This is a genomic window from uncultured Methylobacterium sp. (assembly GCF_964242245.1).
GTDB lineage: Bacteria > Pseudomonadota > Alphaproteobacteria > Rhizobiales > Beijerinckiaceae > Methylobacterium.
In genome coordinates, this window is record NZ_CAXTBY010000102.1 from 1 (window position 1) to 14,334 (window position 14,334).

14 protein-coding genes are annotated in these 14,334 nt (G+C 70.4%); 10 read left to right on the forward strand and 4 right to left on the reverse strand.

What is annotated here, in order from left to right:
• The 7 genes from ACFE8Y_RS17085 to ACFE8Y_RS17115 all read left to right on the forward strand — a co-directional run.
• The coding region (locus ACFE8Y_RS17085; protein ID WP_375465580.1) for a magnesium chelatase domain-containing protein at positions 1-677 on the forward strand (677 nt) is incomplete at its 5' end.
• 125 nt (positions 678-802) lie between these two features.
• Complete coding sequence (locus ACFE8Y_RS17090; protein ID WP_375465581.1) at positions 803-1,420, forward strand: CvpA family protein; 618 nt, start codon at positions 803-805, stop codon at positions 1,418-1,420.
• Between the two features lie 142 nt (positions 1,421-1,562).
• Positions 1,563-3,035, forward strand: a complete 1,473-nt coding sequence (purF, locus tag ACFE8Y_RS17095; RefSeq protein WP_375465582.1) for an amidophosphoribosyltransferase — start codon at positions 1,563-1,565, stop codon at positions 3,033-3,035.
• Between the two features lie 9 nt (positions 3,036-3,044).
• Positions 3,045-3,788: an SDR family NAD(P)-dependent oxidoreductase gene (locus ACFE8Y_RS17100; RefSeq protein WP_375465583.1), complete on the forward strand. Its 744-nt coding sequence runs from the start codon at positions 3,045-3,047 to the stop codon at positions 3,786-3,788.
• A gap of 66 nt (positions 3,789-3,854) precedes the next feature.
• Positions 3,855-4,262, forward strand: coding sequence for a dihydrofolate reductase (locus ACFE8Y_RS17105; RefSeq protein WP_375465584.1), 408 nt, complete (start codon positions 3,855-3,857; stop codon positions 4,260-4,262).
• A 49-nt stretch (positions 4,263-4,311) separates the two neighbouring features.
• Positions 4,312-5,436 carry a carboxylate-amine ligase gene (locus tag ACFE8Y_RS17110; protein WP_375465585.1) on the forward strand — a complete coding sequence of 375 codons (1,125 nt, stop codon included), beginning with the start codon at positions 4,312-4,314 and terminating at the stop codon, positions 5,434-5,436.
• Positions 5,437-5,498: 62 nt separating this feature from the next.
• Positions 5,499-6,602 (forward strand): hypothetical protein, encoded by a 1,104-nt coding sequence (locus tag ACFE8Y_RS17115; RefSeq protein ID WP_375465586.1) that lies wholly within the window; start codon positions 5,499-5,501, stop codon positions 6,600-6,602.
• On the opposite strand, the gene der is transcribed toward ACFE8Y_RS17115, so the two are convergent.
• The 4 genes from der to ACFE8Y_RS17135 all read right to left on the reverse strand — a co-directional run bounded on the left by der (position 6,599) and on the right by ACFE8Y_RS17135 (position 11,205).
• The gene (gene der / locus ACFE8Y_RS17120; RefSeq protein ID WP_375465587.1) at positions 6,599-7,942 is read right to left on the reverse strand and encodes a ribosome biogenesis GTPase Der; all 1,344 of its coding nucleotides are present in this window, start codon (positions 7,940-7,942) and stop codon (positions 6,599-6,601) included. The two genes, ACFE8Y_RS17115 and der, sit on opposite strands and share 4 nt — an antisense overlap.
• 123 nt (positions 7,943-8,065) lie before the next feature.
• The gene (locus ACFE8Y_RS17125; RefSeq protein WP_375465588.1) at positions 8,066-8,776 is read right to left on the reverse strand and encodes a tetratricopeptide repeat protein; all 711 of its coding nucleotides are present in this window, start codon (positions 8,774-8,776) and stop codon (positions 8,066-8,068) included.
• A 177-nt stretch (positions 8,777-8,953) separates the two neighbouring features.
• A complete protein-coding gene (locus ACFE8Y_RS17130; protein ID WP_375465589.1) occupies positions 8,954-10,351 on the reverse strand; it encodes a CynX/NimT family MFS transporter in 1,398 nt (465 codons plus the stop codon).
• A 245-nt stretch (positions 10,352-10,596) separates the two neighbouring features.
• Entirely contained in the window at positions 10,597-11,205 is a 609-nt protein-coding gene (locus tag ACFE8Y_RS17135; protein ID WP_375465590.1) for an NnrU family protein, read from the reverse strand.
• Between the two features lie 127 nt (positions 11,206-11,332).
• Between ACFE8Y_RS17135 and ACFE8Y_RS17140 the strand changes: the two genes are divergently transcribed.
• From ACFE8Y_RS17140 to glyA, 3 genes are all read left to right on the forward strand, one after another.
• Positions 11,333-12,502, forward strand: coding sequence for a hypothetical protein (locus ACFE8Y_RS17140; protein ID WP_375465591.1), 1,170 nt, complete (start codon positions 11,333-11,335; stop codon positions 12,500-12,502).
• Positions 12,503-12,539: 37 nt separating this feature from the next.
• Positions 12,540-12,908, forward strand: coding sequence for a cupin domain-containing protein (locus ACFE8Y_RS17145; RefSeq protein WP_375465592.1), 369 nt, complete (start codon positions 12,540-12,542; stop codon positions 12,906-12,908).
• 240 nt (positions 12,909-13,148) lie between these two features.
• A partial coding sequence (gene glyA / locus ACFE8Y_RS17150) for a serine hydroxymethyltransferase (RefSeq protein WP_375465593.1) occupies positions 13,149-14,334 on the forward strand: 1,186 nt, incomplete at its 3' end.

Here is a 14,334-nt window from a genome sequence, read left to right on the forward strand (position 1 = left end):
GCGCGGTGAAGAACCGCTTCGGGCCGACCGACGAGATCGGCGTGTTCGAGATGACGGATATGGGCTTGGCGGAGGTGCCGAACCCGTCCGCGCTGTTCCTGGCCGGCCGCGACCATCAGGCGGCCGGCACCGCGGTCTTTGCCGGCATGGAGGGCACGCGGCCCTTGCTCGTCGAGATCCAGGCGCTCGTCGCGCCCTCTTCGCTCGGCATGCCGCGCCGGGCCGTCGTCGGCTGGGACCCGAACCGGCTCTCGATGGTGCTCGCGGTGCTGGAGGCCCATGGCGGCATCCGGCTCGGCACCCACGACGTCTACCTCAACGTCGCGGGGGGCTTACGCATCACCGAGCCCGCGGCCGACCTCGCGGTGGCGGCAGCCCTCGTCTCCTCGCTGTCGGGCGCGGTTCTGCCGCCGGAGACGGTCTATTTCGGCGAGATCGGCCTGTCCGGCGCGATCCGCCCGGTGGCGCAGGCGGGCGCGCGGCTGAAGGAGGCCGAGAAACTCGGCTTCGCCAAGGCGCTCACGCCGCAGGGTCGGGCCGAGACCAATGACCGCGCGCTGACGACGGAGAGCCTGCGCCACATCGCCGACCTCGTGGCCGGCATCAGCTCGGGCGGTCCGCGCCGGGCGGCCGCGGGACGTGGGCGAAGGGCGGTCCAGGACGCGGACGATCTCTGAGCGGGGGATGGTCGCGCCGCAAAGGTGACGGCCGAGGTTGTCCGGGCTATAGAATGGTGCGTCCCGGCAGCGTCGCAGACCCGTGGCAACGCTCGCGTGCAGCCTGAAGCGATCCGATCCGCAATATGCCGTTCTCCGTCCTCGACCTCGTGGTGCTCGGCATCGTCGTGATCTCGGCGCTGCTCGCGGCCGTGCGCGGCGTCACCCGCGAGGTGCTGGCGATCATCGCCTGGGTCGCGGCGGCCGCGGTGGCGTGGTCGCTCCACCCGATGCTGCTGCCGACGGTGAAGCAGCACGTGACCAGCGATACGGTGGCGCTGGTCGCCTCGATCGCGGCGATCTTCCTCGGCACCCTGATCGTCGTCTCGATCATCACCGTGAAGATCTCGGACGTGGTGCTCGATTCGCGCATCGGCGCCGTCGACCGGTCGCTGGGCTTCCTGTTCGGCGCCGCCCGCGGCTTCCTGATCTGCGTGATCGGCTGGGTGTTCCTGTCCTGGCTGGTCCAGGGCAAGGTGCCGGACTGGGCGGCGCAAGCCCGCTCGCGCTCGATGCTGGAGAAATCCGGCGACGCCCTGGTGGCGCAACTGCCCGAGAACCCCGAGGGCTTCCTGAAGCAGTTCAAGAAGCCGAAGGTCGACACGCCGCAGAACGAGCCGGTCGAGGCCCCGGCCGAGACCGAGACGCCGGCCGGTCGCCGGACGGAGACGGCCACCCCACCCGCGACGCCACCGCGACGCTGACCTGCGCCCGAAGACCGTCCCGTGCGCCCTCGGGGCGCTTGGTTGCGGGACCGCCAGCGTCTAGATAACCGGCGCGTCGACGGCGCCGGATGCAAGGCTTCCCGGTTCGTCCGGACCGTCGGCAACGAGGATCGATTCCGGCATGGCACATCGCTCCGCGTCCGACCCGTCCGATCTCGACTGGGACGGCGACACGCTGCGCGAGGAATGCGGCGTCTTCGGCATCTTCGGGCACCCGGACGCGGCGGCGATCGTGGCGCTGGGCCTTCACGCCCTGCAGCACCGCGGCCAGGAGGCGGCGGGCATCGTCGCCTTCGACGGGGAGGTGTTCCACTCCGAGCGGCGCCCCGGCCTCGTCGGCGATTCCTTCTCGGACGGCAGCACCATCGCGCGGCTGAAGGGTCGTTCGGCCATCGGCCACGTGCGCTACTCGACCACCGGCGGCACGATCCTGCGCAACGTGCAGCCGCTGTTCGCCGAGCTTGCCGGCGGCGGCTTGGCGGTGGCCCACAACGGCAACCTGACCAACGCCCTCTCGATCCGCCGCGACCTCGTGCGCGAGGGCGCCATCACGCAGTCGACCTCCGACACCGAAGTCATCCTGCACTTGGCCGCCCGCTCCCGCAAACCCCGCATCATCGCCCGCTTCATCGACGCGCTCCAGGCGATCCAGGGCGCCTACGCGATCGTGGCGCTGACCAACAAGAAGCTCATCGGCGCCCGCGATCCGCTCGGCATCCGCCCGCTGGTGATCGGCGAACTCGACGGGCGCTACATGCTCGCGTCCGAGACCTGCGCTCTCGACATCATCGGCGCGAAGTTCGTGCGCGACGTGGAGAACGGCGAGATCGTGGTGATCTCGGAGGACGGCATCGAGTCGATCCGCTTCGCGGACCGGGTGCCGATGCGGCCGTGCATCTTCGAGTACATCTACTTCGCGAGGCCGGATTCGGTGGTGAACGGCCGCAGCGTCTACGCCGTGCGCAAGAACATCGGCCGCGAACTCGCCCGCGAGGCGCCGGCGGCGGCCGACATCGTCGTGCCGGTGCCGGATTCCGGCGTACCGGCCGCACTCGGCTTCGCGCAGGAGACCGGCATCCCGTTCGAGATGGGGATCATCCGCAACCACTACGTCGGGCGGACCTTCATCCAGCCGACGCAGTCGGTGCGCGAACTCGGCGTGCGGATGAAGCACTCGGCCAACCGGGCCGCCATCGAGGGCCGCCGGATCGTGCTGGTCGACGACAGCTTGGTCCGCGGCACGACCTCGGTGAAGATCGTGCGGATGATGCGCGAGGCCGGTGCGGCCGAGGTGCATTTCCGGATCGCCTCGCCGCCGATCACGTTCCCCGACTTCTACGGCATCGACACGCCGGAGCGCGAGAAGCTGCTCGCCGCGACCCACGACGTTGAGGGCATGCGCCGCTACATCGGCGCGGATACCCTGGCCTTCCTCTCGATCCCCGGCCTGTACCGGGCGATGGGCGAGCGGGAACGCGACGAGGCCTGCCCGCAGTACACCGACCACTGCTTCACCGGCGACTACCCGACCGGGCTGACGGATCTGGCGATCGCCGGGCCGAAGCGCCTTGCCATGCTCGCCGAAGCCGATTGAGGCCTGCGGATGGCTGAGACCGTTCTCGACGGCCGCGTCGCCGTCGTCACCGGCGCCTCGCGCGGGATCGGGCGCGCCGCGGCGCTGGCGCTGGCGGAGGCCGGCGCGCACGTGATCGCGGTGGCGCGCACCCAGGGCGCGCTTGAGGAGCTCGACGACGCGATCCGACGCGTCGGATCGAGCGCGACCCTCGTGCCCCTGGATCTGACCGACTACGACGGGATCGACCGGCTCGGCGCGGCGATCAACGAGCGCTGGCGCCGCCTCGACATCGTCGTCGGCAACGCCGGCATCCTCGGCAACCTGATGCCGATCGGGCACATCACGCCCAAGGTCTGGGGTCAGGTGATGGACCTCAACGTCACGGCCAACTGGCGCCTGATCCGCTCGCTCGACCCGCTGCTGCGGATGTCGGATGCGGGCCGCGCGATCTTCGTGACCTCGGGGGCGGCCGGCAAGTGCCGGGCCTACTGGGGGCCCTACTCGGTCTCGAAGGCGGCGCTGGAGGCGCTGGTGCGGACCTATGCCGCCGAGAACGAGACCACGAACGTCAAGACGATGCTGCTCAACCCCGGCCCCTTGCGCACGGATATGCGCCGTGCGGCAATGCCCGGCGAGGACCCGGACACGCTCAGGACCCCGGAGGACCTCGCCCCGCACTTCGTGCGGCTGGCGAGCCCGACCTCGACCGACAACGGCAAGATCTACGATTTTCCGAGCGACCAAGTTCTGACACCGCAAGCGCCCCGTTAAGGGGGTCCGGGGCCTGCGGTCCCGGCGGGATTCGAGCGGCGCCCGCCTCTTTATCCGGATGTTTCCATGATCGACGTGCGCTGCATGTGCGCCATCGGCCAACGCGGCCAGCTCGGGCTGAACGGGCACCTGCCCTGGGAGGGCAACACCGATCCGCTCTTCGTGGAAGACGTGACGCGGTTCTTCGCACTGACCCAGGGCCACGTGCTGATCGCCGGGCCGAAGACGGTCGCATCCGTGCCCGCGTTCGCCTTCCGCGACCGCACCATCGACGTGATCCGCTCGCACGAGGACCCGCAAGCGGTGCTGGCGCGCTATCCCGGCCGACGCGTCTTCGTCGGCGGCGGCATCGCGGTGTGGAACGTCTACGCGCGCTACATCCAGACCTGGGACATCACGCGTCTTCCCTACGACGGCGAGGCCGACCGCTGGTTCGACCCGGCTTGGCTGGTGGGCGGGGCGCTGCGGGCGTAGCAGGACCGTTCGGCGCATTGCCGCGCACGTGCCGCAGCCTGAGTATCCGATGACCTCCGCCCCGTACCGCTTCGGCATCGAAGAAGAATACTTCCTGGCCGATGCCGAGACGCGCGGCACGCCGCGGCGCTCGGTCAAGCCGTTCCACGTCGCGGCGGCCCAGCGCCTGCCCGAGATCGGGCGCGAACTGCTGCAATGCCAGGTCGAGGTCTGCACGCCGCCGGTCGCGGACTTTTCCGAGGCCTGCGCGTCGCTGGCTCAGCAGCGCGGGGCGCTCGCCGACCTCGCCGCCGAGCACGACTTGCTGATCTTCGCCGCCGGCACGCACCCGGTGGCCGACTGGTCGCGGCAATTGCCGACCAAGGGCGACCGCTACCGCGGCATCCTGCGCGACGTGGGCCTTCCCGGCCGGCGGAGCCTGATCTGCGGCATGCACGTCCACGTCGAGGTTCCGGACGCCGACGGCCGCGTCGACCTGATGAACCGGCTGCTGCCGTTCCAGCCGCTGCTGCTGGCGCTCTCGGCCTCCTCGCCGTTCTGGCAGGGCAGGCCGACGGGGCTCAGTGCCTACCGGCTCAGCGCCTTCGGAGAGCTGCCGCGCACCGGCCTGCCCGCGCTGTTTCCCGGCGCCGCCGATTACGCGCGCTACGTGCGGATCATGACGGGCGCCGGTGCGATCCGGGACGCGAGCTTCCTGTGGTGGTCGCTGCGGCCCTCGATCAAGTTCCCGACGCTGGAACTGCGCATCGCCGACAGTTGCACCCGGCTCGCCGACGCCTTGACGATCGCGGCCGTGTTCCGCTGCCTCGTGCGGCTCGCGGTGCGCAGGCCCGCCTTCAATGCCGGGCTCGACGGGGTCTCGCGGGCGCTGGCCGAGGAGAACCTGTGGCGCGCGCAGCGCAACGGCGTCGGGGCGGCGCTGATCGACGAGGCGCTGGAGGTGGCGCTGCCCTTCGCGGAAGCGCTCGAAGCGCTGCTCGCGCTGATCGCGGAGGACGCCGCGGCGCTCGGCTGCACGGCCGAGGTGGCGCACGCCCGGACGATCGCGGCGCAGGGCACCAGCGCCGACGGTCAGGTCGCCGCCTTCGAGGCCGCCCGCGAGGCCGGACTTACCGACCGGCAAGCGCTCGACAAAGTGGTGGACTGGCTAGCCGAGACCTCGCGCCGATCATGACCGCGTCGTCCGTCGAATCGAGGCCGGGAGGTGGCCGAGCAGCGCTCACAGGACGCACCGGCATGGCACCTGCACGCGTCCTCTGCCTCGGCTACAGCGTCACCGAGGAGATCGGCTACGTGGAGCGGGCCGGCGCGCTGGCGGCAGCGGACGGCGCCGATCTCATCTTCCTCAAGTCCGGCTGGGGCGGCCACAGCGTTCACGCCATCGCCTACATGATCGACGAGATCTTGGAGGCGATCGCCTGCGACGCGGTCCTGCTCGAACTGTTCACCGGCAACGTGCGCTACTACGATCGTGAGACGTTGCGTTTCTATCTCGATCAGATCCTCGGGGTCACGGCGCGCCACGACCTCCCCGTCGCCTTCCTGAACCTGTTTCAGGCCGGCGTCGACTACGCGACGGAGACCGTCGCCGGCCTGCTCGACGACTACGAATCCTGCCTCGGCATCCCGGTCCTCGACCTCGCCCGGAGTCTGGCCGGAGCCGACGCGGCGGAACGCGCGCTTTGCTTCAAGGACGGCACGCACGTGACGCCGGCCGGCGCCGACCTCTACGGCAGGCACGTCTACGACTTCGTGCGGCGGCAGCGGTTCGGTGCAGCCTATATCCCCCATTTCCGGAGGCTTCCGAGCCTGTTCGCGCCGCTCAAGCTCGACGCGATGCCGGATCGGCCCTGCCCGTTCGAGTTGCGCCGAAACGGCATCACGCTGCGCTATGCCGAGATCCCCGAGAACACGTCCCTCGCGATCGATCTCGGGCGCCCCGTCTTCGTGCGCGCCGTGATGACGACCCGCGGCCCGTTGAACGGGACGATGCGGTTCTCGAACCCCGCCAGCGGACGCTCCCGCGACGTGCCGCTCTACGATCGCTTCAGCTACTATGCGCACTCGATCGTCATGAACGTGAACCTCAAGGCCACCCGGACACTGGTCTGCTTCCAGTACGACACCGTGCCGGACATCGCGCTCGCGAAGGGCGAGAAGAACGAGGGGCCGCGGGTGGGCTACGTCTCGCACGTCTTCTACCGTCGCCGGCTGACGCTGGCGGAACTGTTCTTCCATCACGGGCACCGCGCCTATTGGCTCGCGCAACGCCTGCGCCGGTTTCTGCGCCGCGCCCGCGGGCGCCGTCCCGGCGCACGACGCAACGGCCCCGGGAGCTAGCCCTTGTCGAACGGGTTCGACGAGGTCCGCAAGCTCAGCCGGACCGGCGTGCCCGGCAGGTCGAAGGCCTCGCGCAGGGCGTTGACGAGGTAGCGGGTGTAGGATTTCGGCAGGGCGTTGAGCTGGTTGCCGAACAGGGCGAAGTGCGGCGGCCGGCTCTTCACCTGGGTGGCGTAGCGGATCTTGATGCGGCGGCCCGACACCGCGGGGGGCGGATTCCGCTGCGTCGCCTCCGACAGCCAGTCGTTGATCCGCGAGGTCGAGATGCGGCGGTCCCAGACCTCGGCCGCTCCCGTCACCGCCTGCATCAGCGTGTCGACGCCCTCGCCGGCCAGCCCCGAGAGCGGGACCACCGCGACGCCGCGCACCTGCGGCAGCAGGCGGGTGCAGTCCTCGCGCAGCGACTTCAGCAGGCCCGGCTGGTCGGCGACGAGATCCCACTTGTTGAGGCCGATCACCAGGGCGCGGCCCTCGCTCTCGACGAGGTCGACGAGGGTCAGGTCCTGCTTCTCGAACGGGATCGTGGCGTCGAGGAGGATCACCACCACCTCGGCGAAGCGCACGGCGCGGATGCCGTCCGAGACCGCGAGCTTCTCGAGCTTGTCCTCGATGCGGGCGCGGCGGCGCATGCCGGCGGTGTCGTGCAGCTTGATCCGGCGTCCGCGCCATTCCCAGTCGAGCGAGATCGAGTCGCGGGTGATGCCGGCCTCGGGGCCCACGAGCAGGCGCTCCTCACCGAGCATCCGGTTGATCAGCGTCGACTTGCCGGCGTTGGGGCGCCCGATGATGGCGACCCGCAGCGCCTTGCCGCCGGGGCCGTCGTCCTCGTCCTCCGGGTCGATCTCGGGGAGCGTGTTCTTCAGGGCCTCGTGCAACTCGCCCACCCCCTCGCCGTGCTCGGCCGAGAACGGGATCGGGTCGCCGAGGCCCAGGCGGAAGGCCTCGTAGGCCCCGGCCATCCCGGCCCCGCCCTCCGCCTTGTTGGCGATGAGGATCACCCGGCAGCCCGACCGCCGCACGAGTTCGGCAAACGGCTGGTCGGCCGGCAGGATGCCGGCCCGCGCGTCGATCACGAACAGCACCACGTCGGCTTCCAGGATCGCCGCCTCGGTCTGCATCCGCATGCGCCCGACGAGCGAGGCGGAATCCGCCTCCTCGAGGCCGGCCGTGTCGATGATGCGGAAGTTCAGGCCGCCGAAGGCAACGTCGCCCTCGCGGCGGTCGCGGGTGACGCCGGGGCGGTCGTCGACCAGCGCGAGCCGCTTGCCCACGAGGCGGTTGAACAGGGTCGACTTGCCGACGTTCGGCCGTCCGACGATCGCGACGGTCGGCAGTTCCATGGGGGTGGTCCATTCGTGGTGCAAGGCGCTCCGCCCGACGCGAGCGGCAGGCGTTCAGGCTTCGGAGAATGCCGAAACCCTCCGATCCGATCGGGCCGGAGGGTTTCGAGAAGGCGGAAGACGTCAGCGCGTGATCGGCGGCGGCGGGGCGGCGGGTTCGGGCTTCGCCTCGGTCACCGTCACGGCGCCGCCGGCGACGAGGGCGGCATAGACCTCGATGCGCTGGCGCAGGTTCTGCGGGGTCTCGGGGTCTGCGTTGAGCTGGTCGAACCAGCGCCCGGCCTCGTCGTACTGGCCGTTCCTGAGCGCCGTCAGCCCGAGCATCTCGCGGGCCGTGTGGCGGAAGGGCGTGCCGGCGGCGAGGCTCTGGAGGCTCGCGAGGGCGCCCGCGGGCTCGGGCAGGTCGAGGCGGATCAGCGCGGCGCGCAGGCGCGCGAGGTCGCGCAGCCCGTCGCCGAGCGCCGTGTCGCCGGAGATCGCCTCGAACGCGGCCGCGCCCGCGGCCGGGTCGCGCTTGGCGGTCTCGGCGGCCGAGCGGAACCGCGCCAGCAGCCGGTAGCCCGCCGGCCCCTGCGCCTCCAGCGCGTCGAACGCCTTGTCGGCCTCCGCCCCCTTGCCCTCGCGGGCCAGCCGGTTGGCCTGATCGAACTGCTCGGAGGCCGTTTCCGCCGCGTTGCGTTGGGCATTCTGCCAAGTGCGCCAGCCGCCGACGCCGGCGACCACCAGGATCGCGAGCGCGATGATCACGCCGCTGTAGCGGCGCCAGATCTCGGCGACCTGATCGCGGCGATAGTCCTCGTTGACCTCGCGGATGAACTCGTTGTTCTCGGCCATCGTATCCCGGCCCGGCCCGCAGGGCCGGACGACCTCAGCGTCTCGCAGGCCCCGCGCCTAGCACAGGGGGACCGGCTTGGCGACCGCAAGGCGTGGCCGGCCGAATCCCGGTTTGACGTTCCGGCTCCGGCAGCCGCGGGTTCGTGGCCGGCTCGGGACCGGGCGAGCTCTCGGATGTCAGGGAACCTGAACCTGCGATCGCTGGTGATGCGGTCGCAGGAAAGGGCTGAGCAGCAGCATGGCGCCGCCGACGACGGCCAGGAGCCAGATCGAAGGCCGGAAGTCTCCGCTCAGATCCCGCACGATCCCGACCAGCAACGGCCCGCCGGCGGCGATGAGGTAGCCCACCGTCAGGACGAAGGCGTTCCAGACGTTCGCCTCCTCGACGCTGTGGGTGTTGTCGAGCGGCAAGGTCATGCCCAGCGTGAAGCCCCCTCCGAGCCCGAAGGCGCAGATCGGGATGACGACGAAGGGGGCCGTCGTCGGCGCAAGCGCGAGCAGGACGAGCCCGAGGGTCGTGAGACCACCGCTGACGGCCAACCCGACGCGCCGGTCCTCCGACCGGCTCAGCCACCCGAACACGGGGTTCGCGCACATGAAGACGGCGGTGAAGCTCGCGAGGACGAGTCCGGCCACGGTGGGAGACAGGCCGTACTCGCGGTACATCGGCGCCGTCCACGACAGCAGGGCGTAGAACAGGAAATTGTCGCAGGCGAAGTACAGCGCGATGAACCAAGCCGTGCGGTTGCCGAGCGGAAGCCGGTGAGACGGCAGGCGGACCACGCCGCCTGCCGCCGCGCGGTGGCGATGCTCCCGGATCGCGACGGCGAGCCAGCCGACGATCGCGAAGAGGCCGAGCAGGCTCCACATCCCCGACGCCACGCGCCAGCCGCCCGCGACGTTGGCCGCGACCGGACCCGTCGCGCCGGCGGAGATGGTGCTGCCGAAGGAGAGGGCGGTGGCGTAGATCCCCATCATCATGGCCGCCTTCGTCGGAAAGCGCGCCTTGATGAAGCCGGCGATGAGCGCCCCGGCCATGGCAATTCCCGCCCCGACGCCAGCCGTCGCGAGCAGGAGGCCGGTCACGTTGCCCGAGAACGACCGCGCCAGCGTCGAGAGGCACAGCAGCAGCAGGGCGCTGAGCAGGACGGGATCACGTCCGTACCGCCGCACCAGCCAGGGGGTCGGCAGGGCGAGCAGCCCCATCAGGAGATCGGGGATGGTGACCAGCAACGCGGCGGTTGCGTGCGAGAGCCCGAACTCATCGATGATGGACGGCAGGATCGGCCCGACCGACACGATGCCTGGACGAAGGTCGATCGCGACCAGGAGCACGGCCGCGACGGCAAGTCCTCGACCCAAGGCCACCTCGGCCGTGCCTGTCGGACCGGATGCCGCTCCGACAGGCACGGCATCCGCAAGGCGCGTTTCCATATCGGGTCCTATACCAAACTCATCATAGGCTGTGACCTTGCCTTCGACAGGACACACGAAACAAAACTTCGCATTCATCCTGTCTGTAGGGCGCCGCCGCAGAACTTTCTCCGCTGGCCGAATACGGAATCGTCGGCTCATTCCACATCGGAACGCGACGACAAATACGTCAAATTGCGGTGTCGCTCACCGAGCGACGGCACCAAGTCGGAGCTTGGCCAGACCAGCGCGATTCCGAACGCGTGAGCGTCCCCGCACTGGCCCTCACGGAACGTTCCGCGTCCCGCATTCCCGCTGCGGATGACCCCTGACCGACCCTGAATTTCAGGCGGAGACGAAGCCGCTTGGCGGCGAGGCTCGTGGCCGGGATCGCGCCAACCCTCGGATCAGGCCAAGCCCGGCCACGCGTACACGCCGATGACCGGGTAGTGCAGGTAGCGGCCGAACACGAACCACGCGAGTGTGCCCACGGTCACCGCGATCGCGTCGTTGCGCCAGCCCGCGGGCGCCGCCGCCTCGCCGCCATGGGCGGCCACGACCTGACCGGCCGTCAGCGCCCGGCGCTTGGCGCTGATCCGCGCGGCGACCGCCCAGGCGAGGAAGCCGCCGAACAGCAGGATCGAGCCGAGGTCGCCGTTGGCGAGCAGGTGCGCGGTCGCCCAGATCTTCACCGCGAGCAGCATCGGGTGCTTGGCCCGCGCCCGGATGTGGCCCGGCAGGTAGGCCGAGGCCAGTGCGATGAAGGCGAGCAGCACCAGCAGCAGCGCGATGTGGCGCGTCCACACCGGCGGGTCCCAGACCGGGATGTAGCCGTCCGCGCGATAGGCGTGGAACCCGATGCCGATCAGCACGAGGCCCGCGAGCGAGAGCAGCGTGTAGCCGAGCTTGTACCGGCCCTCCCCCACCCGCCCCACAACCTCCGCGCGCTTGGCGCGCAGCATCGAGAAGGCGTGCGTGCCGAGGAACAGCACGAGCCCGAGGATCAGGATCAGCATGGATGGCCTTCATGGCTGTGGAGGACGGCGCGGCGCACGGCGCCGGAGCGCAGATCTGTAACGGTTCTCAACAGAGTCTGTCCGGGTTTGTCCAGGCGCGGGCCGGACGCATTCACCGGTCGATGCCATGCGCCTCGCGCTCCTCGCACTTCTCGGCCTGACGCGGGCGGCGCTCGCCGCGCCCGAGCCGCCGCTGTCGAGCCTCACCCTCACCGGACCGCCCACGGTGGTGTTCAAGGCCGGACGCGATGCCTGCGACGGCGCCGACGTGCCCGACGCCTCGGCCCGCGCGTTCCGCGACGCCTCGGGCGCGGTGGCGCTGTTCGGCATGCACTACCGCAACCGGGCGCTGCGCGGGCCGGACCTCGACCACCTCAAGCTCGACTGCCGGGTGGTGCTCGACTCGGGCGAAGAGTCCGATCCGAAGCTCTACGACGACCGCTCGTGGATCACCGCCACCTGGACCGGGGACGGCAGTGCGGTGGCGGCGCTCGTCCACCACGAATATCAGGCCAACGCGCATCCTGGCCGCTGCGGGTTCAAGACCTACGAGGCGTGCTGGTACAACACGATTACCGCCGCCGCGTCGACCGATGGCGGCCGCACCTTCGCGCGAACGGGTCCGCCGGTCGTGGTCGCCGGGGCGCCGTTCCGCCAGGACGTCGGCCAGGGCCGGCACCGGGGCTTCTTCAATCCCTCCAACATCTTCGCGGACGGCCGCTGGCGCTACGTCTTCGCCTCGACCACCGGCTGGGACCGTCCCGGGGAGCAGGAGGCCGGGGTCTGCCTGTTCCGCACGGACAGGCCGGCCGATCCGTCGCGCTGGCGCGCCTGGACCGGCACCGGCTTCACCGCGGCCTTCCCCGACCCGTACCGGACCGCTCCGCGCGGGGAGACCTGCAAGCCGGTGGCGCCGTTCCCGACGCCGGTCGGCGCGGTGGTGCGCCATCGGGCGACGGGCGCGTTCATCGCGGTGTTCATGGCCAAGGCAGACGCCAAGGCGGGCGGCGCGTTCCCGCGATCCGGCTTCTACTGGACCAGCTCGCGCGACCTCCTGACCTGGGACGTGCCGCGGCTGCTCGTCGCCGGGGCCACCCTCTACGACGATCCCTGCACCGCGCCGGGCGGCCTGATCGCCTACCCCGCGCTCCTCGATCCGGCGGCCCAGGGCCGCAACTTCGACGACGCGGGCGAGTCCGCCATCCTCACCTACGCGACGTTGCGCACCGCGGGCTGCACCATCACGTCGGACCGCGACCTCGTCCGTCGACCTGTGGCGATCAAGGTCTGGCCGTGACGCACGCCGCGGGAGCGGCCAAGCCAGGAGGGCAGCCTTGACGACGACCGGGGCTGCTGCATTGTCCGGCAGGCCGGAGATGGACCTGGACGATATGAGCGAACATCTGCTCGCCTGGTGCGACCGCGACGAGACCGTCGCCCAGAACGGCGTGGCCAAGCGCACGATTTCCGGTGGCGGGGCTCACCTCGTGCGGATCGTCGTGCCCGCCGGCACGTCGGCTCCGCGCCACAGCCACGCGCACGAACAGTTCGTGCAGGTGCTCTCCGGCTCCGGCACCCTGGAAACCGCGCAGGGCCGGGCGACCTTCGGGCCCGGCAGCGTGTTTCACTTCCCCGCCGAGGCTTGGCACGCGGCGGAGTTCGAGAGCGAGACGGTTCTGGTGGAGACCAACCTGTCGGCGTGAGCCGGCGGTCGTTCGGCCGGCCCGAACCGCGGCCCGGCCGCGGTTGCGACGCTGCGCCGCGTCGGCGGCGCGTCCGTCGCGCGCGGCCGACGTTGTGGAGCAAAGAATTTTCAAGCGCCCTGCAAATTCGCCTGTGCTTGGCCTGGCATACCTGACCGTGTCATAACGGACGCTTCCAACGCCCGCCCGTGCACGCCGACGGATGACGGGTCCGCCCGCGAACAAGAACAGAGGCCACCCATGAGCGCCGGTACCGCCGCCGACAAGCACTTCTCGAACAGCTTCTTCGCCGCCTCGCTCTCGGACGCCGATCCCGAGATCGCCAAGGCGGTCGATCAGGAACTCGGCCGCCAGCAGCACGAGATCGAGCTGATCGCCTCCGAGAACATCGTCTCGCGCGCCGTGCTCGAGGCGCAGGGGTCGGTGCTCACCAACAAGTACGCCGAGGGCTATCCGGGGCGCCGCTACTACGGCGGCTGCCAGTTCGTGGACATCGCAGAGACGCTGGCGATCGAGCGGGCCAAGCGCCTGTTCGATTGCGGTTTCGCCAACGTGCAGCCGAACTCCGGCTCCCAGGCGAACCAGGGCGTGTTCCTGGCGCTGATGCAGCCCGGCGACGTGTTCCTCGGCCTGGATCTGGCCGCCGGCGGCCACCTCACCCACGGCGCGCCGCCGAACGTCTCGGGCAAGTGGTTCAAGCCGGTCTCCTACACCGTGCGTCGCGACGACCAGCGCATCGACATGGAGCAGGTCGAGGCGCTGGCCCACGAGCACAGGCCGAAGGTGATCATCGCCGGCGGCTCCGGCTATCCGCGCCACTGGGACTTCGCCAAGTTCCGCGAGATCGCCGACGCGGTCGGCGCCTACTTCATGGTCGATGCGGCACACTTCGCCGGCCTCATCGCCGCGGGCGTCCACCCGTCGCCGTTCCCGCACGCGCACGTCGTCACGACGACGACCCACAAGACCCTGCGCGGCCCCCGCGGCGGCATGATCCTCACCAACGACGAGGCATTGGCCAAGAAGTTCAACTCGGCGATCTTCCCCGGCATCCAGGGCGGTCCCCTGATGCACGTCATCGCCGGCAAGGCGGTGGCCTTCGGCGAGGCGCTGAAGCCCGAGTTCAAGATCTACGCCCGCCAAGTGATCGAGAACGCGAAGGCCTTGGCCGACACGCTGATGTCGCGGGGCTACGACATCACCTCGGGCGGCACCGACAACCACCTGATGCTGGTCGACCTTCAGAAGAAGGGCCTCACCGGTAAGGCGGCGGAAGCCGCGCTCTCGCGGGCCGACATCACCTGCAACAAGAACGGCGTGCCGTTCGACCCGCAGAAGCCGATGATCACCTCCGGCATCCGGCTGGGCACCCCGGCCGGCACCTCGCGCGGCTTCGGCGTCGCCGAGTTCAAGCAGATCGGCGGCT

What these genes read in the sequence shown, in the direction of transcription:
- ACFE8Y_RS17090 (WP_375465581.1), top strand. Translation starts at nt 803, where the DNA reads ATGCCGTTCTCCGTCCTCGACCTCGTGGTGCTCGGCATCGTCGTGATC.
- purF (WP_375465582.1), top strand. Translation starts at nt 1,563, where the DNA reads ATGGCACATCGCTCCGCGTCCGACCCGTCCGATCTCGACTGGGACGGC.
- ACFE8Y_RS17100 (WP_375465583.1), top strand. Translation starts at nt 3,045, where the DNA reads ATGGCTGAGACCGTTCTCGACGGCCGCGTCGCCGTCGTCACCGGCGCC.
- ACFE8Y_RS17105 (WP_375465584.1), top strand. Translation starts at nt 3,855, where the DNA reads ATGATCGACGTGCGCTGCATGTGCGCCATCGGCCAACGCGGCCAGCTC.
- ACFE8Y_RS17110 (WP_375465585.1), top strand. Translation starts at nt 4,312, where the DNA reads ATGACCTCCGCCCCGTACCGCTTCGGCATCGAAGAAGAATACTTCCTG.
- ACFE8Y_RS17115 (WP_375465586.1), top strand. Translation starts at nt 5,499, where the DNA reads ATGGCACCTGCACGCGTCCTCTGCCTCGGCTACAGCGTCACCGAGGAG.
- der (WP_375465587.1), bottom strand. Translation starts at nt 7,942, where the DNA reads ATGGAACTGCCGACCGTCGCGATCGTCGGACGGCCGAACGTCGGCAAG.
- ACFE8Y_RS17125 (WP_375465588.1), bottom strand. Translation starts at nt 8,776, where the DNA reads ATGGCCGAGAACAACGAGTTCATCCGCGAGGTCAACGAGGACTATCGC.
- ACFE8Y_RS17130 (WP_375465589.1), bottom strand. Translation starts at nt 10,351, where the DNA reads ATGAGCCGACGATTCCGTATTCGGCCAGCGGAGAAAGTTCTGCGGCGG.
- ACFE8Y_RS17135 (WP_375465590.1), bottom strand. Translation starts at nt 11,205, where the DNA reads ATGCTGATCCTGATCCTCGGGCTCGTGCTGTTCCTCGGCACGCACGCC.
- ACFE8Y_RS17140 (WP_375465591.1), top strand. Translation starts at nt 11,333, where the DNA reads ATGCGCCTCGCGCTCCTCGCACTTCTCGGCCTGACGCGGGCGGCGCTC.